Genomic DNA, 19,447 nt, shown 5'->3' with positions numbered 1-19,447 from the left:
CAAGATATTCAGGTGCCTATATCGGCGGTGTCTACCTCTTCCCATTCCGAACAGAGCAGTCAAGCCCGCCAGAGCCGATGGTACTGCCGTAAAAGGTGGGAGAGTAGGTCGGTGCCAAATTTTATACGGAGCCCCTGCAGGAAACTGCAGGGGCTTTTTTGATTGCTTGCTGCTTTTCACTCTTCATAAAACTCTATAAGAGATGCCATGTAAGTATCGTTCCAACCTTCTACAATATCGTCATAGGCTTCATCAGGGATATTGGCATGATATAGTTCAAATGAAGTACCTCTTTTATCTTCATGAAGTTTAATGGTAACAATGGAAGGTTCTTCTTGTTCCCCAAAATACCATTGTTGGACAATTTTCTTATAAGGATCAAGTTGTATAAATTTTCCTGTAATAGCTCCATCCCACATAGAGAACTCTCCACCTTCTTGTGGATCTATTTCCACTTCATCTCCCGTCCAGAGCCGAATGGTAATTTCCGTTGTTAACGCTTTATAAATATCTTCCGGGGGTGCGGATACTATATAATATTTTTTAAAATTATTCATGTACATTAATTTAGTTATTTTCTATTCTTATCTATTTTGTGATTCCTTGCATATTGTGGTAAATTTACAGAGAAATAGAATTAAACGATAAAGCGATGAGTAATTTTTTGCCTAATGAACTTGTTAAGCGATTGAATGAGCAAGAAGGGTTTGACTCCGAAGCTTTCAATAAAGTACATGAACAAGGTGATAAGATTACCTCTATTCGCCTGAATTCACTAAAACAAGACACTGTTCCATTTGAAGATGTGAGCCCCGTGCCATGGTGTGACAGAGGTTACTATCTGGCTGAACGCCCTGTTTTTACATTAGATCCTTTATATCATGCCGGATGCTATTATGTGCAGGAAGCCTCTTCGATGTTTATCGCCCATATTTTAGAGGAGATCGGTTTGAAAAATAGTTCGATTAGAGTCTTGGATTTATGTGCGGCGCCTGGAGGTAAATCAACCCTATTGGTAAGTTATTTGGGAAGTGAAAGTTTATTGGTATCCAATGAAGTTATTAAGTCACGAGCTAATATTCTGGCGGATAATATCGTGCGTTGGGGAACATCCAATGTCGTTGTAACAAACAATGATCCTTCTGCATTCAGTCGCTTACCCGGATACTTTGATTTATTATTAGTTGACGCGCCATGCTCGGGTTCTGGAATGTTTCGTAAAGATCAGGATACCGTTGATGAATGGTCTTTAGCCAACGTCAAATTATGTAGCGACAGACAAAAGAGGATTCTTGCCGAATCATTGGATGCACTAGTTACAGATGGGTATTTAATCTATTCCACATGTTCTTACTCTAGGGAAGAAAATGAAGATATTTTAGATTGGTTATCGACAGAATATGCATTTGAAACGATTTCTATTACCCTTGATTCCGACTGGGGTATTGAAGAGACGCAATCCGCGAAACATAAAGCCATAGGATACCGTTTTTATCCTCATAAGCTGAAAGGAGAAGGTTTTTTTGTTGCCGTATTACAAAAAAAGGAACGCCAGCTTACGTTTAATCGTAAGAAAAATAAGTTTGAAAAGAATGCTGTACCTCCAAAAGTGGTTTCGAACTGGATAGAAGAAAGCCAGAATCACGTACAATTTATGCACGGAGATCATATCCATATTTTTCCCAAAAACTATGAAGACGATATTAAATGGCTTCAACACGTTTTATATATCAAACAGGCAGGAACCAACATAGGGAAATGGACAGGTAGAGAACTGTTGCCGTCACACGATTTAGCATGTAGTGTACATATAAAACAAGATTTGTCTGCACAAGACGTAACATTAGATGTGGCGCTTCAATTTTTACGAAAAGAAAGCTTAGATAAAGAACATTTCACAGCCGTAAAATCCGGTTGGTGTTTGGTGCGATATAAAGAAACAAATCTAGGGTGGATTAAGATATTGGCCAATCGAATAAATAATTATTATCCCAAAGAGGTCAGAATTATGAATTTATAGTGGCTTGGTGAGCGACTATAAGGGTGGCAATATCTTCTGCTACCTCTTTTTTGCTCTTTAGTTCGAACTGTTGGATTTCACCTTTTCTATCGATAATGGTAACCTTGTTTGTATCTCCAGCAAAACCAGCTCCTTTGTCCTGCATAGAATTTAATACAATATAATCCAGGTTCTTGCGTTTTAATTTGTCTTGCGCGTATGGAAGTTCATTTTCCGTTTCCAAAGCAAAACCTATCAAGGTCTGTTTTGCCGTTTTCTTAGCACCCAATGTCGCTAGAATATCTGTTGTTTTTTTCAGTGCTATTTCAAGATGTGTGTCTTTTTTCTTGATTTTTTGGGATGCAATCTCAATAGGTGTGTAGTCGGCTACAGCAGCACTCATAACGATAATGTCCGAAGTTTCAAAATAGGTGGAACAAGCCGTTAGCATTTCTTGTGCTGAAGTGACATCGTATCGATCAACATTTGGCGGAGTAGGGAGCTGTGTAGGGCCGCTAACCAATGTTACAGATGCACCGAGCGATTGCAAAGCGGATGCAATCGCATATCCCATTTTTCCGCTGGAATGATTTCCTATAAAACGAACGGGATCAATCGCTTCATGAGTTGGTCCAGCAGATACTAATGCTTTCTTGCCGTTCAGCGGTAATGAAGCATGAAAGAAAAGTTGAATCCGTTTTAGGATTTCTTCCGGTTCGGCGAGTCTTCCTTCACCTGTCAAGCCACTTGCAAGTTCTCCATTTCCGGGAGCAATCAAGATATTTCCGAAACCGAGGAGACGTTTGACGTTTTCCCGTGTACTCGGGTGCAACCACATATCCAAATCCATTGCGGGAGCAAACATAACAGGACATTTCGCAGAAAGATAAGTCGCTAACAACAGGTTGTCGCACGCTCCATAAGCCATTTTACTCAGTGTATTGGCGGTGGCGGGGGCGATAACTAGTAAATCTGCATGAAGACCTAGCTCTACATGATTATTCCAAGTCTCTGTATGTCGATCAATATAATCAGACAAAACAGGATGCTTAGATAGGGTAGCCAAGGTCAGTGGTGTAATAAATTCCTTGGCATCGGGTGTCATTAAAACCTGTACGTTGGCATTTTCTTTAACCAAAAGGCGAACAAGATATGCAATTTTGTATGCGGCAATGCCGCCGCATACACCAATTACTATATTTTTGCCTCTTAACGACATCCCCTAAAAGACTATTCTTGTTCTTTCGCTGGATTTCTAAAGTAGACTTTGTCATTCAAAAACTCGTCTATTGCTACAAGAGAGGGTTTAGGCATACGTTCGTAATGCTTGGATATCTCTATTTGCTCACGGTTTTCAAAGACTTCCTCTAAGTTGTCATTGGTTGTCGCAAATTCTGCCAATTTACCATTCAATTCTTCTTTCACATCCACTGCAATTTGATTGGCACGTTTCGCAATGACAACGATAGATTCATAAATGTTATGCGTGCCTTTGTCTAATTGTCTCAAATCACGTGTTACCGTTGATGAAGGAATAGAAGTATTTTTATGTTGACTCATCGTTAAAAATGTATTATAAATTTCGAATTTAATTATTGTATCGCAGAGGTACTTTCTTCTATAGCCGCTGCTTCTTTGGTGATGCCTAGTTCTCGTTCGTGCTCTTCACGCATTTTATTTATCTCATCCATGCGTCTCACAACATACGCGATTTGCCTTTCGGCACTGGAACGTAGATCATCAGCCTCCTTTTTGTATTTACTTTGCGGGTAGCTTTCAACAAATGATTGATAATAATCGATTGCTTCATTAAACCTCGCCTCTTGTCTATATGGCATACTGTTTTGGGCAAACAGATATTGTGATTTTAAAATCAAAAACTCGATTTCCTCTGCATATCGTGTATCCGGGTATTGCCTAAGCATACTCTCGAAGGCGATGACAGCGGCTCTATAATCATCAGGTTGACCCATATCATAATACAATTTTGCATTAGCAAAAGCTTTTTGCTCCAGCTTATCACGCAAGTTTTGTATCAACTGCCCAGCCTCTTCAGCACGCTCTCCATCCGGATATAGATTTATAAACAATTGAAGCTCGTCTATAGCTTTCCGGGTATTCTCTTGATCAAGGGACGAGCGAGGTGAATCTACATAAAAACAATATGCAGCCATAAAACGACATTCCTCTGCCCGGGGACTGTTCGGATAAGTGGTCGCAAAATTCTTGAAATGATACCTGGCCGAGGTATAGTCTCTTAAACGGTAGTTTGTATAAGCCGTATAATAGTAAAGATCTTCCGCTTCGGCCTGCCCACGGTACTTAGTCATTAAGTCTTCAAAAAGAATGACAGCTTTACTGTATTTTTTCTTTTCATATAACTTGACCGCTTCCTGGTATTTCATGGCAATATTATTGCTCGCGCGAAGTTTTTCAAACTTGCTCTTACAACCGCTTACCAGTACAATTAGCAGCAATCCTGCCCATAATGAAACAATACGTCTATTTAAAAACATTTTACAAAGATACGTCAAATTCAAATAAGATTCAATTAAATTTTAGCAGCGCAATATAACCCAATTTTATAGTGAAACCTACTTAAACAAAGTGGTTTAACATTCTTTAACCGCAGTTTCCTTCTCTGTCAACGAAATGTTGAATTCTAATGCTTTATTAGACCATGATAAGGATAATTTTAATAAAATGTCTATATTTACATCTTAATAAAGGGTTTAAAACAGAAATGACATTACAAGAGCGCGTAGAGCAGGCATTGGATACCATCCGTCCTTATTTGGAAACCGATGGAGGAAACGTCGTTGTAGAAGAAATCACTCCAGACAATGTCGTTAAATTGAAGCTGTTGGGAACCTGTGCAAATTGTTCCATGAGTATTATGACATTTAAAGCAGGATTGGAACAAGCCATAAAAAAAGCAGTTCCCGAAATCACTAGCGTAGAAGCGATCAATTTGACGGATATGAATGATCCGAATGCCATCAGTCCGATGTAAAGAGGGGGTTAACAAAAATTAACAACCTTCTTGGATGAAGATTGTATAAATTTGAAACATGGCGGGAAGATCTTATTATATATTCACCTTGATTCTTTTTCTCTCGTGGGGGACCATATCAGCTCAAGAAAGGAAAATCGTACAATTCAGCGGGCTGATAAGTTCTGTGGGAGGGGAACTTCCTGTGCCTTTTGTTACCGTTACGAATGTTAGTTATAACAACCAAGTACACGCCGCAAATAACGAAGGGTTTTTCTCCTTTGTGGCTCATGTGGGCGACACGATTAGGTTTACATCTGTCGGTTTTGAACCCGTCGAATTCGTCATTCCTGAAACGGCTTCTGATAAGTTTACGGCGAAGATAAATATGAAAAGCTTGGTTATCGAATTGCCGGCGGTTATGCCTTTCCCGTGGGCTAGTATAGAAGAATTCAACATGGCATTTATGGCGTTAGATGTCAGTGATGACAATATATCCAGAATTCGTAATAGCCTATCGCCCGATGCGCTTGCGGCACTATCGCAAGTGGTACCAAGAAGTGCAGAAGAAATTCAGACATTTAACTCTATGCAGCGCCATATCAATATGTCTAATAAAGCTATTAATCAACGTTTTGCCAATCCCTTATTTAGTCCGTTCGCGTGGGGTTCGTTCATAAATTCAATTGTCAAGGGAGACTATAGTAGAAAGCGCTTGGAATATTAGTTAGTCTATGGAGCGCATGTTTGTATCCCTTTTCAGTTCTCGTACGCTCAGTAACGAAGAGATGTAAGAAACCAAAAGAGCAACTAACATTACCGTAACAAATACCAGTATAAAATCCAATATACGTATATCAACCGGATAGATATCCATGATGGGGTTTACTCCTTCACCTGTACGAATAATGCCAAATTTTTCCTGTAGTAAACAGAAGATAAATCCTAATCCAATACCTATCAATCCACCAATAAAAGCAATCATTATCCCCTCTAAAAAAAAGATCCGTTGGATAAGTGTTTTATCTGCTCCAAGACTTGCCAATATGGTCATGTCTTGTTTCTTATCGATGACTAACATCGTCAATGAGCCAATAATATTAAATATGGCAATGATGCCAATTACCGTCAAGATAAAAAAGACTATCCATTTTTCAGAGCGAACCGTTTTATATAATAAAGGGTTCTGCTGCTCCCTGTTTTTTACGATGAAGCTGTCACCTAGGTTTCGCTGTATTTCTTTTTGTAGGCCTGTTACACGGCTAGAATCTTTTGTATAGATCTCTATAGCTGAAACATGTTCATGTTCGTTGAGTAGTTCCTTTGCAAATCCAATGGGGGTAATAATAAGATCATTGAATCCCGGTTCATAATGGAGCACACCAACGGGAGAAAGCCGACGAATATTGATGTCATCCATCGGGTTGATACTTGTTCCTGATGCACCTTTTCGAGGAGAGAAAAGCTGTATGTCATTATTAAAACCGTCAATCGGAATACGTAGGTTAGCCTGTATTTGCGCACCGATTAGTGCTGTGGGAGTGTTATCGGAAATCTCCAAGCTGCCTGCATATAGCATGCCTTGATGATCAACAGCTAACAGGCTTTGCGGTTCAACGCCTTTAATTTGAGCTACAAATTGCTGATTATCGTACTGAACAAGTACCTTGTCTTCCAATATTTCTGAATAACTCTGTATATCATTGTTTTTGCGTAAATCTTCAAAAACTTGCTGACTAGCGTCGAATACTTTACCTTGTGCTGGTTCTATACGAAGTTCGGGAGCAAACGTACTATATAGAGACAGGATGAGATTTTCCATGCCATTATAAAAAGATAGAACGATAACCAACGCGGCACTGCTCACCAACACACCGATGACACTGATTGCCGATATAATATTGATCGCGTTTACCGATTTCTTGGAGAATAAGTACCGTTTTGCAAAAAAGAGAGATAGCTTCATGTTTTTTATCCCCTTACAAATGGGTTGGTTTCTTTCTCAAATCCTATTGTTGTGGAAGAGCCGTGTCCAGGGTAGACCACTGTTTCATCAGGTAATGTGTACATTTTCTGTTGAATATTGTCGAGCAACTGTTGATGGTTGCCACCAGGTAAATCGGTTCGGCCTATACTATTACGAAAAAGTACGTCTCCTCCTATCACAAAACCGTCCGGAGCAGAATAGAAACACAGATGAGCTGGTGAATGGCCTGGAACAAGTAAGATTTGGAGCGCGTGTTCTCCAATTTCTATTGACTGACTTTCCTCTAAGAAAGTCTCCGCAATGGGGGAGGTTTCATATCGAAAGCCATACATAGGAGCCATATTTTGAACAGCAACGAGAACCGGTACTTCTCCTTCGTGGAACTGTGGAATCAATCCATATTTCTCAAATATAAAATGGTTTCCCAATACATGATCTATATGACAATGTGTATTGTACAGTGCAATAGGTTTCAAGTTGTTTTCCGCGATAAAGAAGGCAAAAGTAGCTTCCTCTTCATAGTTGGACATGCCAGGGTCGAAGATTGCACATAAACCGTTCTCGTCAAATACGATGTAAGTGTTTTCTTGAAAAGCGTTGAATACAAAAGAATGTACGTTTAACATACCATCAAAAATAGAAATAAATCCCTAACCTTCCTGATTCCAGATTTCCCAGTTCTTCTCGGCTTGAAAAATAAGCATCTCGTGACCATTTTTGATAGCTGCGCCACGCTCTTTTCCTTTTTTCAAGAAGGCTGTTTCTTCCGGGTTATATATCAAATCATATAAAAGATGCGCAGAACCGATTCCGTCGTATGGAATATCGGGCGCATCTTGTACATTTGGAAAAGTCCCAACAGGAGAGCAGTTAATGAGTAACTTATGCGATGCGATAATATCTTCGGTAAGATCATGATATGTGAGATCTCCGTTATTTCTACTTCGACTGACGATCTTAAAGTCGATACCAAGTTTGCGCAAAACATAAAATACAGACTGTGCTGCCCCCCCATTTCCAAAGATTAGAGCACTCGTATGCTGAGGCTTTAAAAGCGGTTGTAATGATTGTTCAAATCCGAATGCATCCGTATTAAAACCCTTTAGATAGGGTTTTCCACCCTGCCAACGTACCTGTACACAATTAACCGCGTTGATCTCTGCTGCTTCCGGTGAAAACTCATTCAAAAACCGCATTACATTACGTTTGTGCGGAATCGTGACATTGAAACCATAGAAAGCTGGGTCTCGCTCATATAACAACGGGAAATTGGAAATATCCTCAATAGGATACAGATCATAGTGAATGTCTGTTATATTTTCGCGTTCAAACTTTTCCAAATAAAACTTTTTTGAAAAGGAATGCGAAATAGGGTAACCGATTAGTCCAAGTTTCTTCATAAGTTACTTTTATACTTGTTGATGATGTCGACAATAATCTTGTTACCCTGTAATTGTGGCAAATAATCGAATAAGATGTGAAATTTATCCGGATTCGTAGCTAATCCCAATTCCAGAAAGTTCAGCGCTTCGTTGTATTTCCCCTGAGCGAATAGATAAGCAACTAGTCTATAATAGAGCTCCGATGCTTCGGGGTTCTGCTTGATAGCATCCCCTATAACGTCAATAGCTTCCGCGTATTTGCCCTGCTCGAAGTAGATGGAGGAAAAGTCTAGCCAAGCCTCTACATCCGTGGGATTAAGCTGTACCACTTTATTGTAAGCAAATTCTGATTCTTCAAATTGCTTTAATTTATACCGGGCATCTGCGATCGCAAACCAGTAATCCGGATTGCTATCTTCTAACTCCAATGCTTTTTTGTAAAAATGGAGCGACTCGAAGTATCGGTCATCAAAATCTAAGGTCACTCCGATTCCAAACCAGGCGTCTGCCAAAAGCGGATCTAGTTTAACGGCCTTCTTATAATTTTCCCGGGCCTCATCCATCTGCTCTAGTTTTTCATAACATTCGCCTATAGCACAATATACATCGGCAGTGGGGCGTTCGTATTCAAAAGTCTGCTTATAAACGCCGATGGCTTCGGTATATTTTTGCAGGTTGACGAGCACATTACCCTTATTAAAGTAAGCAGGAACAAAAGACTCATTGATTAGGATAGCGTAATCATAAGCGTCTATCGCATCCTCGAAGTTGTCCATTCGTTCATATACCAATCCCAAATTAAACCACGCAGCATAGGAGTACGGGTCAGAATCGATATACGATTTATAGAATGCTACGCTTTCTTCCGGCCTGTCTACGATTTCATAACAAAATGCCAGGGCATGGAGCGCATCGTCATTTTCCATGTTTGCTTCGAGCGATCTCTTAAGATAAGCTATCGCCTTTTCGTATTCGCCCTTGATTTGATATAGCTCAGCTATTTGGAAATAGGCTTCCGCAGAATCCTCTCCTAATTCAATGGCATACAGGAATAGCTGTTCTCCCTCTTCCACATCACCTTGCAATAGTGCGATATTTCCCTTTAAGAGAAAAGCTTCTCCACTGTTAGGCTCTAATATCGTCGCTTTGTCCAACTCTTCCAATGCCTCGTCTAATTGACTCGTCCGCAAGAAAAGCTGCGCTTTCTTTAATAGGAAGCTCGATTCGTAAGGATGTTGGCTTTTCGCGTATTCTGCGACCTGGAGTGCCTTGATGGGATCATTTTTGTCTGTGTAGTATTCAATGATACTTTCAAAGGCCTTGGCATCAAAGAAATATTGATCCTGATTGCGAAGCATCTCCTCGTATCGGTCTACAGACAGCCTTTGTTCTTCCGGTGAGCCAAATTCGAAATCTTCTTCCATATCACTCCTTTCGTTTTTCTATAGTGTTCTCTCACATCCAATAACTCCTCACCACAGAAGAAATTTATGAAGAAAATGTGAGAACTAATGATTTTGTTTTCCACATTTTCACATATAGCACTGCAAAGATAGCGTAAATTATTGATAATAAATAGAAAAGCCGACCCCGTGTAAGGGGTCGGCTTTTATTATGATAATGCGCTGTTAAAAGCTGCTTATCTTACTTTGATCTCAACACGACGGTTTTGGATACGACCTTCTTCTGTTGCATTAGATGCTACAGGGTTGTCTTCACCATAACCAGTTGCTGTCACGCTTGAAGCAGATACACCAGCGTTAACTAGGTATTGTTTAACTGCGTTCGCACGGTCGTTAGATAAATTCAAGTTGTAAGCTTCGCTACCTTCAGCAGAAGCGTAACCATCTAAGTTTACTGAAGAATTGTTATCACGCAATTCTTTAGCCAATTTATCTAAAGTTGAATAAGATTCAGTTTTCAATACAGAGCTATCAAACTCGAATTGAATAGGAGAATAGTATCCACCTTGTGTAGCGTTATTTTGTGCTACTGGCTCTGGGAATTTGATAGGACATCCTGAACCATCAACTGGAGTACCAGCAGGTGTGTTAGGACATTTATCGAATTTATCAGATACACCGTCACCATCAGAATCTTTGCTTAATTGATCAACAGTTCCTTCTAATGTAGATACACGTTGTTTCAATGCTTCAACTTCGTTACGCAATGAAGGATCTTTCAACTCATCGTACAATGTAGAAACAGGGTTTGTAAACGTTAAGCTTTCTTTGTCACGTGAACCTAAAGTAAACTCTAGACCACCGTAAACATTGGAGAATCTACCTTTGTAGTCAGTTCTAGCAGGACCGTACAACAAGTTGTCGTCTGTGAAGTTCATCGTGTAACCTAAGTTCAAGGCAACAACTTCAGACAATTTGAATTTAACACCTAGACCAACTGGAACATAACCGCCCAATTTGTAATCTCTGTCTCCTGTAGCTTCACGATCTCCGAAGATTTCTTCACCCCATTCACCTTTTCTATTGTAAACTTCAGTACCTGTAAAGTCATTGTTTGCATATTGCACAGGGTTACTCGCCATAACACCTAAACCTACTTTAGCGTAGAAGTTAACTGCATTTTCTCTTCTCAAGAAATCGATGGTACCTAATTGGAATACCCCGTTCAAACTTGCAGCCCAGTTTACATCAACTTCTGCAGAACGAGCACCAATAGCACCGTTTTCAATTGCACCATTACCACCAGTACCAGATAAATTGTGGTTGTACGTTTTGATCTTACCACGGTTACCTTCCAATTCCAAACCGAATGTGTGCGAGAATTGTTTACGGATAGTTAAACCGTAGTACTCACCTACTTTGTTTTGGAAGTAACCCACTTTCTGACCGAAAGCGTTTGATCCACCAACCAATACGTTAGGTGTAGTGATACCACCTTGCAGACCGATAGACCAAGTTCTGTATTGTGATCTTCCACCAAATACAGTTGGAGTTTGCGCTTGTGCGTGCTCAGCAAAACCTAATGCGGCTACTAAAGACGCTGCAACAGCTGTTTTTTTAATTGTAGAATAGTTCATACTCTTGTTTTTAAGGTTATTAAAAATTTTAAATTGTTTCCCTTTTTAAATTTAACATAACATTAACAATAACGATGCCAAAAAAAGCGAGGCTGTTAAAATTTTATGTTAAGGGCTAAATTTGTTGTTATACAGCGAATTTGCCCGCGTAAAAGTATAGATATTATTTAAAATACCCAAATTTTTCGACTTTTTTTATCCGATTATCAATAAAAGGGTACAGTTTGTAGTGTAATGCTTACACACTATAGGATAAAATGGATAATGGCCAAGGTTATTCCCCCTAATACGGCACTCACGGGGATAGTCAATATCCACGCCCATAATAAACTAATGGTAACTCCCCATCGCACCGCGGACACCCGTTTTACCACTCCTACACCGATAATCGAACCTGTAATCGTATGCGTAGTAGATACCGGGATTCCAAAATGCTCAGTTATACCAAGCGTAGCAGCACCGGCGGTTTCCGCAGCAACACCTTCTAAGGGCGTTACTTTAGTGATTTTAGTACCCATCGTCTTCACGATTTTCCATCCGCCGCTCATTGTTCCCGCAGCGATAGCGGCATAACACGATAGCGGCACCCAAGCGGGCATCGCTTCAAAATCTGGAATTACCTGTTCTGCGATCAAAGCTGTTGCAATAATACCCATTACCTTCTGTGCATCGTTCCCCCCGTGGGCAAAGCTTAATCCTGCCGAAGAGATCAATTGTCCGACCTTAAACCACTTCTCTGCGGTTGCCGGCCGGGCCTTCTTCGCTATATTCATAATGATCAGGGTGATGATAACCGAGATGATCATACCGATTATTGGGGCTAAGACAATAAATGAGGCGATTTTTAAAATGGCAGCTTGATTAACAGCTGTAATCGGATTGGCGCCCATAAACCACGCATAAGCCATCCCCGAGCCCGCAAACCCACCTATGAGGGTATGTGACGAACTGGAAGGAATACCATAGTACCAGGTAAAAAGATTCCAGGAAATAGCAGCCACTAAGCCGGCAAATATAACTTCTAAGGTGATGTATTCTTCAAGGACGGTCTTGGCAATCGTATTGGCTACTTTATGGTCGGTAAAATAGAAATAAGCGGCAAAATTCCATATCGCTGCCCATAGTACGGCCATAAAAGGTGTTAATACTTTAGTTGATACGACCGTTGCTATGGAGTTGGCTGCATCATGGAAACCATTGATGTAGTCGAATGCTATAGCCAAAACGACAACGACGATCAATAAGGTGGAAATCATCATAATATATTATGCTTTCTTAATATTGGAATACTAGGCGTTTTTAACTAATATACTTTCTAATACGTTTGCTACGTCTTCACATTTGTCCGTCGCATCTTCCATCGCCGAAAGCACTTCTTTGGTCTTAATTAAGGTGATTGCATCTTTTTCATATTCGAAAAGCTCACTCATGGCCTTATCAAAGATATAATCGGCTTTATTTTCCACACTGTTGATCCTAACACAGGAATCGGTAATGTTACGAATATTTTTAAGGTCTCTTAATTCGTTAAGTGCCTTTGCAACATGATCCGTGGCTTCTAAAATTAAGTCCGCTATTTCTTTCATTGCCTGGCTTGGCGTTTCCACCTTATAAAGCTCCATACGGTTGGATGCACCTTGTATAAAATCAGCTACATCGTCCAATGAACTTGCTAATGAGTGTATATCTTCCCGATCAAAAGGGGTGATGAAATTTTTTCCTAATTCCAGGTGAATTTGGTGGGTAATGTCGTCTCCCTTGTGTTCAAGATCTTCGATCTTTTTATTCAGTTCAGCGCGTCTGGACAAGTCTGTGGTATAGACCGATTCTTTCAATGCTTTTGCCATCACGATAAGGTTTGCACCTGCTTGTTCAAACAAAGGAAAAAACTTTTTGTCCTTTGGAACGAAATACTGAAAAATGCTATTTAAAGACATAGTGTTTTAGTTTATGCAAAAATATGAATGAAATGTTAAGTTAATGTTAAGTTTAAAATGTTTATCATATATTAATTATGTTTGGGCGTTTCCAATGTAAAGCCAAATGTTGTTCCAATACCCTCTGTACTACGTGCGTTGACATTTTGTTCATGTGCTTCAATAATATGTTTTACAATAGCTAGGCCGAGCCCCGAGCCGCCGGCTTCACGTGAACGGCTAGCATCCGTACGATAAAAACGTTCAAATACACGCGAAAGGTTTTTTTCATCAATCCCGATACCATTATCCGTCACTTCTACCAAAACTTGTTCGAATAATGGAAAAATCGAGATACTGGTCATGCCCCCTTTTTTACCATACTTAATGGAATTGTCCAATAGGTTGATAAGTACCTGTTGGATGCGCTTGCGATCCCCTTTAACGGTGACTGGATGATTTAACTTGCCGGTGTATCGAATGCGGATGTCATGTTGTTTCGCTTTGCCCTCTAAATCCTCCATGCATTCTTTAATAAGGGCTACGATATCAAAATTTTCTAATGTTAAGGATATAATGCCTGTCTCTAACTTGGATATCTCGTCCAGATCCTGTATTAAATAGCTAAGGCGGTCAAGGTTGCGGGCTGCTTTTTCTAGAAAGTTTTTGGCTATTTCAGGATCATCGTCCAATAAACCATCCTGTAATGTTTCAACATAACCTTGGGTTGCAAACAAGGGAGTTTTAAATTCATGGGAAATATTGGAAAGAAATTCTTTACGAAATTTGGCCTGTTCCCGTAATTTATCAAGTTCTGATATGCGCTGCTTAGCCCAATCTTGTACTTCCCTTTCTGCATCACGGATTGGATCGTCCGTTATCTGTTCGCCTAATGCATCTTTAAGACCTTTCCCTAACTTCAGATTACGGATAAGCTTGTACACATTTCGGATTCTTTTGTATATAAATCGTTCAAATAGGTTGAGTAAGATGATATAACAGAGGAGGGCGACCGTAACAAATATCAATACCGATATAGCTAGGCTTCCCCTATGAAAATAGTCAATCGACGCAGCTAGGAGTCCGATACTGCTTGATATAAGGAGGGTAAAGATACTCAGATTCATGAAATTTCCTCTAACGAGTATCTAAAGTACGAAACCTGAGGCGATTTATGATAAGCTAATATTATATTTTTGCGATTACTGTTTTTCCGCCAACGACTTTATCACCGATATTTACTGTTACTTCTGTACCTAATGGCAAAAACAAATCCACGCGTGAGCCAAATTTGATGAACCCAAACTCCTCACCTTGTGCCACGGCATCATTTTCTTTCACGTACCATACGATACGTCGTGCCATAGCCCCTGCAATCTGCCGGAATAGTACTTCCACATGAGATTGATTTTTTACGACGATGGTTGTCCTTTCATTATCGGTAGACGATTTCGGATGCCATGCCACCAAAAATTTTCCGGGGTGGTATTTAAAATAGGATACCACACCGCTGATTGGGTTGCGGTTAACATGGACATTGATCGGGGACATAAAAATAGAAACCTGTATCCGCCGATCCTTAAAGTATTCTGTCTCTTCTGTTTCCTCAATAACAACAACTTTTCCATCCGCCGGACATAGCACAATTTGTTCGTCCGGTGTAATCCGCTTAATGGGGCTTCTGAAAAACTGGAGAATGGCAATAAGCAGGAATGCCGAAAGTGCATATAAAAACCATTTGAGGTAAACGGATGCATCGTAATAGTCGGCTAGTGCATTAATTACAAAAACAAACAATACAACGATTGCCAAACTGGTATATCCTTCTTTATGGAATTTCATTTCGTAATGAGTAAACTTTTTTACAAAGATAGCATACTTCGGCGAAATCAGCTAAGGTTGTTTTTCCCTTACGATCCGAAAGCTATGAAATTGAAACTGCCCCGCACCGTTTACACTTAAGTTGCCATAAACCACCAATGTATCCGCTATCGGGTTGCCCTCCTGGTCAAGAGAAGGAAAATAAAAGGGAATTTCGTTAAGCGCCATTTCCAGGTAACGGTTTAGTTCTGTTGTTGCTAACGCGTCTTTTAATGTAACAGCAGTCGGATTTCCTTCTCGATCCAACGACACTTCGTAGCTAAATTTATCTTCGATGTTCGTTAGTGTGGGACTACTTTTAAGCATAGCACTGAACTTCTCCGATAGATAGGTATTAAATCCACTGTGATCATCGAAGTTGCAAGGTTTAGACAACAGTCTCTCGGCAGTATAGAAATACGATGTCGGAATAAATGCCATTGGAGTCCGGTAGGATGCATCCGAAAAGAGGTTGTAGCCTTCGTTCAGCATACCTGAATCATTGAAAATCTCTTCAGTATATAATGTCTTTCTCTCGTTATGGTCTACCATGTGGGTTGTCCAATATCCACGAGGAACACCATTTCTTATTCTTCCCTTTCGCTCAAAAAAAGGATAACCGTATTCATTATAAAATGTAAAAGGCATCCTGAATTCATAACTGCCGTTCCCGTCCGTTATTCGTTGGCGGCCTCTTCTATCCCAAAAAGCCATAATTCTGACTACCGCTTCATCATAATTGACAGTTAGCATCGGTTTTCCATCCGGATAATAATATTTCCAATCACCAATAGGTCTATCCTGTTCAAAGGTTACTTCCCATTTCAATGTACCATCGGGATGATAGGCTTTAAACAGACCTTCTTTTACCCCTTGGTTATGATACCCCGTCAGTACCACCGTTCCGTTTCGGTCAAAATCTCGGAAGTCAGCATGGAATACATTCTTATCCACAAGAAATTGAGATACACGTTCAATAGATTTAAATGCACAATTTTTGTCTACCAGGTAATAGTAATCATCAAAATAGAACCGGACAAGACCCATGGGGGCTTTTTCGAACAGCGTTATATTTCCCGTCGTGTCCGGCTCTTGTCCTTTAGCGAAGAGCGTAGTAAATAATAAGAGAAGAAATAATCCTATTCGCTGCATATCTTTAATGTGCTTCCAACCAATTGTTTCCAGTGCCTGCCTCTACTTCAATAGGTACCTGCAGTTCAATGGCATTTTTCATGCGTTCGGTGATGATGGAAGATAACTGTTCCACCTCTTCCTTTGGAACATCAAATACCAATTCGTCATGTACCTGCATAATCATTTTGCCCGTTAACCCTTTCTCAACGATGTCCTCCTGAATATTGATCATGGCTATTTTAATCAAGTCCGCTGCAGAACCCTGTATGGGTGCATTAATTGCGTTTCGCTCGGCAAAGCCTCGAACGGTCATGTTCGCAGAATTAATATCTCTCAAATAACGCCGACGTTTTAAAATAGTTTCCACATAGCCATGTTCTTTCGCAAATTCGATGGCTTTTCGCATATACTCCTGGATGCCCGTATATTGTGAAAAATATTGGTCGATGATGGCGGCTGCATCTTTCCGTGGAATGCCAAGGCTTTGCGAAAGGCCGAATGCAGACTGGCCATATATAATTCCAAAGTTTACTGCTTTCGCATTTCTCCGCTGATCCGCGGTCACCTCTTCCAACGGTATCCCATACACACGTGCAGCGGTAGCACGATGGATATCATGTCCGGCAGCAAACGCATCCAACATATTTTTGTCCTGGCTGAGCGATGCCATAAGACGAAGCTCGATCTGGGAATAATCGGCAGATAAGAGGGCATTCCCTGATTCTCTTGGGATAAAGGCTTTCCGAACTTCACGTCCCCGTTCCGTCCGGATTGGAATATTCTGTAAATTCGGGTTTGTAGAGCTCAACCTTCCCGTTGCAGCGACCGCTTGGTTGTAAGATGTATGTATTAATCCCGTTTCTGGATGGATTAGTCCGGGCAATGCATCCACATAAGTTGATTTCAACTTTTGTAGCTGTCGAAAATCGAGTATGTCCTTGACGATATCCGACTTGTGTGCCAATGCCAGCAGCACGTCCTCACCCGTCTTATATTGCCCTGTTTTGGTTTTCTTCGCTTTAGGATCGAGATGCAATTTATCAAAGAGTACTTCACCCAACTGTTTTGGAGAAGCAATGTTAAATTGGACGCCCGCTTTTTCATATATAACCTGTTCGAGTCGTTTAATATCTTCATCAAGTGATAAGGAGAACGCTTTTAATGTATTTACGTCGATTTTTACCCCATTTTTTTCGACTTCGGCAAGGACGTAGATCAGTGGAAATTCAACTTCCTCGGCTAAGCGCATGGTGTGTGTTTCCTCCAATAAAGGCTTTAGGACTTCATGTAGCTGCCAGGTAATGTCGGCATCTTCGCCAGCATACTCCACCACCTTTTCTACCTCTACATCCCGCATGTTAGCCTGTTTTTTACCCCTCGGGCCGATAAGCTCGGTGATCGAAACCGGTGTGTACCCCAAATAGTTCTCCGCAAGAATATCCATGTTATGGCGTGTATCCGGATCAATAAGGTAATGTGCGATCATCGTGTCAAATAGCGGTCCCTGTACGCGGACACCGTAGCGCGATAACAGAAGAATATCGTATTTTAGGTTCTGTCCTACTTTTTCAATCCGAGGATCTTCGAAGACAGCCTTAAAAATATCAACGATCACTTGAGCATCGGTACGGTCGGCCGGCGTGGGCACATAATAAGCTTTACCTTTTTCGAAAGCAAAGGAAAAACCAACAATATCGGCCGCTAAGGCATCGACGGAAGTTGTTTCTGTATCGAAGCAAAATTTTGGGAGTGTGGCCAATTGCTGTGCTAGTGTCTGCAGCTTTTCTTCGGTATCCACCAATATATACTCGTGTGGTGTATTGTGAATATTTAAGCCAGCTACAACGGGTTCCGTAGGTGCCACGGCAGAAGTTACGGCCGGTTCGGATGGCGTTGGTGCGAATAAATCCATCTGACCGGACGGGTTTTTGGCAGCGCTTTCCACAATATTGTAGTCCTCGCCAAATACCCGTTTGCCTAGCGTACGAAATTCCAGTTCGGCAAAAAGAGGTTCCAATAATGCGCGGTCAGGCTCTTCTAGTTCCAATAGTTTCTCGTCCAGTTCTACCGGAACATCCAGTAAGATGGTCGCGAGTTTTTTAGAAATAAGTCCCTGTTCGGCAAAACTTTCTACATTTTCCCGTTGTTTACCTTTCAATTCATGGCTATTTTCAATGAGCTTTTCTATCGAGCCGTATTGTTGGATGAGTTTCTTAGCCGTTTTTTCACCTATACCCGGAATGCCGGGGATGTTATCTACGGCATCACCCCACAGCCCTAAAATATCAATGACCTGTGACACATCCGTGATCTCCCATTTCTCCAAAATTTCAGGAACTCCCAACACTTCTGCGCCATTGCCCATACGGGCAGGTTTGTAAATAAATATTTGATCAGATACCAGCTGTCCGAAATCTTTATCAGGCGTCATACAATAAACGGTGAAACCTTCGCTCTCCGCTTTTTTTGCAAGTGTTCCAATGATATCGTCCGCTTCATAGCCGTCTTTGGTAATAATAGGAATGTTAAACCCCTCAATAAGACGGAAAATATAAGGAATGGATTTTACCAGATCTTCCGGCATAACTTGCCGCTGTGCTTTGTAAGCCTCAAATTCAAGATGTCGATTGGTAGGCGCTTCTGTGTCGAATACCACGGCAATATGCGTCGGCTTTTGGTTCTTCAAAACTTCCAATAAAGTATTCGTAAAACCCATAACAGCTCCTGTATTGAGACCATAAGATGTCAGACGAGGAACTTTATTCAACGCGAAGTAAGCCCTATATATCAAGGCCATGCCATCTAGCAGAAATAATTTTTTCACCATTTAACAAAGATAATCTTCTTCCCCTTTTTTCTTGATAAAAAAGGGGACAAAAAATCAAGACTGAGTACGATTCTGCTATTTTTCCTTGGCTATTCCTAAACAGAATGGAACTCGCTGCGCTCAAACAACATTCTGTTTTTAAAGGAATAACCTGCATAAAAATGGCCGCAGAACAGTACAAGGTCGTTTTAGAACGCATATCCGCATATTTTATTATTCCTGATTATCATACGCATTTGCACAATCCTCAATTAACCCTAGATGTCGCCTCTTTTTTGTTGAGTCTGTAGAATTCTGCTTTTGCACTATC

Annotated in this window: 18 protein-coding genes and 1 rRNA gene; 4 read left to right on the top strand and 15 right to left on the bottom strand. The window is 40.6% G+C overall.

All coding sequences use genetic code 11. The features are described 5' to 3' along the window. Positions 1 to 8: 8 nt before the first annotated feature. Positions 9 to 120, top strand: a 5S ribosomal RNA gene (gene rrf / locus H8B21_RS19990). Between the two features lie 56 nt (positions 121 to 176). Here rrf and H8B21_RS19985 read toward each other — a convergent pair. After that, positions 177 to 557: an SRPBCC domain-containing protein gene (locus H8B21_RS19985; RefSeq protein ID WP_190315621.1), complete on the bottom strand. Its 381-nt coding sequence runs from the start codon at positions 555 to 557 to the stop codon at positions 177 to 179. Positions 558 to 652: 95 nt separating this feature from the next. Here H8B21_RS19985 and H8B21_RS19980 point away from each other — a divergent pair, with 95 nt between their 5' ends. After that, positions 653 to 2,020 carry a methyltransferase RsmF C-terminal domain-like protein gene (locus H8B21_RS19980; protein ID WP_190315620.1) on the top strand — a complete coding sequence of 456 codons (1,368 nt, stop codon included), beginning with the start codon at positions 653 to 655 and terminating at the stop codon, positions 2,018 to 2,020. On the opposite strand, the gene coaBC is transcribed toward H8B21_RS19980, so the two are convergent. From coaBC to H8B21_RS19965, 3 genes are read right to left on the bottom strand one after another with little or no spacing between them, the layout of a single operon-like run. Next, the gene (gene coaBC / locus H8B21_RS19975; RefSeq protein ID WP_190315619.1) at positions 2,007 to 3,218 is read right to left on the bottom strand and encodes a bifunctional phosphopantothenoylcysteine decarboxylase/phosphopantothenate--cysteine ligase CoaBC; all 1,212 of its coding nucleotides are present in this window, start codon (positions 3,216 to 3,218) and stop codon (positions 2,007 to 2,009) included. The genes H8B21_RS19980 and coaBC overlap by 14 nt on opposite strands. 11 nt (positions 3,219 to 3,229) lie before the next feature. Further along, positions 3,230 to 3,559: a DNA-directed RNA polymerase subunit omega gene (locus H8B21_RS19970; protein WP_190315618.1), complete on the bottom strand. Its 330-nt coding sequence runs from the start codon at positions 3,557 to 3,559 to the stop codon at positions 3,230 to 3,232. Positions 3,560 to 3,591: 32 nt separating this feature from the next. Further along, a complete protein-coding gene (locus tag H8B21_RS19965; protein WP_190315617.1) occupies positions 3,592 to 4,515 on the bottom strand; it encodes an outer membrane protein assembly factor BamD in 924 nt (307 codons plus the stop codon). Between the two features lie 227 nt (positions 4,516 to 4,742). On the opposite strand from H8B21_RS19965, the gene H8B21_RS19960 reads away from it, so the two are divergent. Then, on the top strand, positions 4,743 to 5,012 hold the full coding sequence (locus H8B21_RS19960; protein ID WP_130142817.1) for a NifU family protein: 270 nt from the start codon (positions 4,743 to 4,745) through the stop codon (positions 5,010 to 5,012). A gap of 58 nt (positions 5,013 to 5,070) precedes the next feature. Further along, positions 5,071 to 5,718, top strand: coding sequence for a peptidase associated/transthyretin-like domain-containing protein (locus tag H8B21_RS19955; protein ID WP_190315616.1), 648 nt, complete (start codon positions 5,071 to 5,073; stop codon positions 5,716 to 5,718). On the opposite strand, the gene H8B21_RS19950 is transcribed toward H8B21_RS19955, so the two are convergent. The 11 genes from H8B21_RS19950 to polA all read right to left on the bottom strand — a co-directional run bounded on the left by H8B21_RS19950 (position 5,719) and on the right by polA (position 19,134). Beyond that, entirely contained in the window at positions 5,719 to 6,957 is a 1,239-nt protein-coding gene (locus H8B21_RS19950) for an FtsX-like permease family protein (RefSeq protein ID WP_190315615.1), read from the bottom strand. 5 nt (positions 6,958 to 6,962) lie between these two features. Continuing rightward, positions 6,963 to 7,604: an MBL fold metallo-hydrolase gene (locus tag H8B21_RS19945; protein ID WP_190315614.1), complete on the bottom strand. Its 642-nt coding sequence runs from the start codon at positions 7,602 to 7,604 to the stop codon at positions 6,963 to 6,965. A gap of 24 nt (positions 7,605 to 7,628) precedes the next feature. Beyond that, positions 7,629 to 8,378, bottom strand: coding sequence for a shikimate dehydrogenase family protein (locus tag H8B21_RS19940; RefSeq protein ID WP_190315613.1), 750 nt, complete (start codon positions 8,376 to 8,378; stop codon positions 7,629 to 7,631). Next, positions 8,375 to 9,784, bottom strand: a complete 1,410-nt coding sequence (locus tag H8B21_RS19935; RefSeq protein ID WP_190315612.1) for a tetratricopeptide repeat protein — start codon at positions 9,782 to 9,784, stop codon at positions 8,375 to 8,377. The genes H8B21_RS19940 and H8B21_RS19935 overlap by 4 nt, the downstream gene beginning before the upstream one ends. A 215-nt stretch (positions 9,785 to 9,999) precedes the next feature. Then, positions 10,000 to 11,400, bottom strand: a complete 1,401-nt coding sequence (locus H8B21_RS19930; protein ID WP_190315611.1) for an OmpA family protein — start codon at positions 11,398 to 11,400, stop codon at positions 10,000 to 10,002. Between the two features lie 245 nt (positions 11,401 to 11,645). Beyond that, positions 11,646 to 12,656 carry an inorganic phosphate transporter gene (locus H8B21_RS19925; protein ID WP_190315629.1) on the bottom strand — a complete coding sequence of 337 codons (1,011 nt, stop codon included), beginning with the start codon at positions 12,654 to 12,656 and terminating at the stop codon, positions 11,646 to 11,648. A gap of 33 nt (positions 12,657 to 12,689) precedes the next feature. Further along, the gene (locus tag H8B21_RS19920) at positions 12,690 to 13,337 is read right to left on the bottom strand and encodes a DUF47 domain-containing protein (protein ID WP_190315610.1); all 648 of its coding nucleotides are present in this window, start codon (positions 13,335 to 13,337) and stop codon (positions 12,690 to 12,692) included. 71 nt (positions 13,338 to 13,408) lie between these two features. Next, the gene (locus H8B21_RS19915; protein ID WP_190315609.1) at positions 13,409 to 14,443 is read right to left on the bottom strand and encodes a sensor histidine kinase; all 1,035 of its coding nucleotides are present in this window, start codon (positions 14,441 to 14,443) and stop codon (positions 13,409 to 13,411) included. 61 nt (positions 14,444 to 14,504) lie between these two features. Further along, the gene (locus tag H8B21_RS19910) at positions 14,505 to 15,158 is read right to left on the bottom strand and encodes a phosphatidylserine decarboxylase family protein (protein WP_190315608.1); all 654 of its coding nucleotides are present in this window, start codon (positions 15,156 to 15,158) and stop codon (positions 14,505 to 14,507) included. Positions 15,159 to 15,209: 51 nt separating this feature from the next. Next, positions 15,210 to 16,328 (bottom strand): toxin-antitoxin system YwqK family antitoxin, encoded by a 1,119-nt coding sequence (locus H8B21_RS19905; protein WP_190315607.1) that lies wholly within the window; start codon positions 16,326 to 16,328, stop codon positions 15,210 to 15,212. 4 nt (positions 16,329 to 16,332) lie between these two features. Further along, entirely contained in the window at positions 16,333 to 19,134 is a 2,802-nt protein-coding gene (gene polA / locus H8B21_RS19900; protein ID WP_190315628.1) for a DNA polymerase I, read from the bottom strand. Positions 19,135 to 19,447: the final 313 nt, after the last annotated feature.

Origin of the sequence: Sphingobacterium chuzhouense (genome assembly GCF_014692525.1) — a bacterium.
GTDB lineage: Bacteria > Bacteroidota > Bacteroidia > Sphingobacteriales > Sphingobacteriaceae > Sphingobacterium > Sphingobacterium chuzhouense.
The sequence above is the reverse complement of the archived record's forward strand: the minus strand, read 5'-3'. Positions and strand labels throughout refer to the sequence as shown.

Bases quoted from the DNA above. Each gene is read 5' to 3' on its own strand.
- H8B21_RS19940 (WP_190315613.1), bottom strand. From the start codon at position 8,378: ATGAAGAAACTTGGACTAATCGGTTACCCTATTTCGCATTCCTTTTCA.
- H8B21_RS19960 (WP_130142817.1), top strand. From the start codon at position 4,743: ATGACATTACAAGAGCGCGTAGAGCAGGCATTGGATACCATCCGTCCT.
- H8B21_RS19925 (WP_190315629.1), bottom strand. From the start codon at position 12,656: ATGATTTCCACCTTATTGATCGTCGTTGTCGTTTTGGCTATAGCATTC.
- H8B21_RS19920 (WP_190315610.1), bottom strand. From the start codon at position 13,337: ATGTCTTTAAATAGCATTTTTCAGTATTTCGTTCCAAAGGACAAAAAG.
- H8B21_RS19970 (WP_190315618.1), bottom strand. From the start codon at position 3,559: ATGAGTCAACATAAAAATACTTCTATTCCTTCATCAACGGTAACACGT.
- H8B21_RS19935 (WP_190315612.1), bottom strand. From the start codon at position 9,784: ATGGAAGAAGATTTCGAATTTGGCTCACCGGAAGAACAAAGGCTGTCT.
- H8B21_RS19905 (WP_190315607.1), bottom strand. From the start codon at position 16,328: ATGCAGCGAATAGGATTATTTCTTCTCTTATTATTTACTACGCTCTTC.
- H8B21_RS19965 (WP_190315617.1), bottom strand. From the start codon at position 4,515: ATGTTTTTAAATAGACGTATTGTTTCATTATGGGCAGGATTGCTGCTA.
- H8B21_RS19945 (WP_190315614.1), bottom strand. From the start codon at position 7,604: ATGTTAAACGTACATTCTTTTGTATTCAACGCTTTTCAAGAAAACACT.
- H8B21_RS19980 (WP_190315620.1), top strand. From the start codon at position 653: ATGAGTAATTTTTTGCCTAATGAACTTGTTAAGCGATTGAATGAGCAA.
- H8B21_RS19985 (WP_190315621.1), bottom strand. From the start codon at position 557: ATGAATAATTTTAAAAAATATTATATAGTATCCGCACCCCCGGAAGAT.
- H8B21_RS19930 (WP_190315611.1), bottom strand. From the start codon at position 11,400: ATGAACTATTCTACAATTAAAAAAACAGCTGTTGCAGCGTCTTTAGTA.
- coaBC (WP_190315619.1), bottom strand. From the start codon at position 3,218: ATGTCGTTAAGAGGCAAAAATATAGTAATTGGTGTATGCGGCGGCATT.
- H8B21_RS19955 (WP_190315616.1), top strand. From the start codon at position 5,071: ATGGCGGGAAGATCTTATTATATATTCACCTTGATTCTTTTTCTCTCG.
- H8B21_RS19910 (WP_190315608.1), bottom strand. From the start codon at position 15,158: ATGAAATTCCATAAAGAAGGATATACCAGTTTGGCAATCGTTGTATTG.
- H8B21_RS19915 (WP_190315609.1), bottom strand. From the start codon at position 14,443: ATGAATCTGAGTATCTTTACCCTCCTTATATCAAGCAGTATCGGACTC.
- H8B21_RS19950 (WP_190315615.1), bottom strand. From the start codon at position 6,957: ATGAAGCTATCTCTCTTTTTTGCAAAACGGTACTTATTCTCCAAGAAA.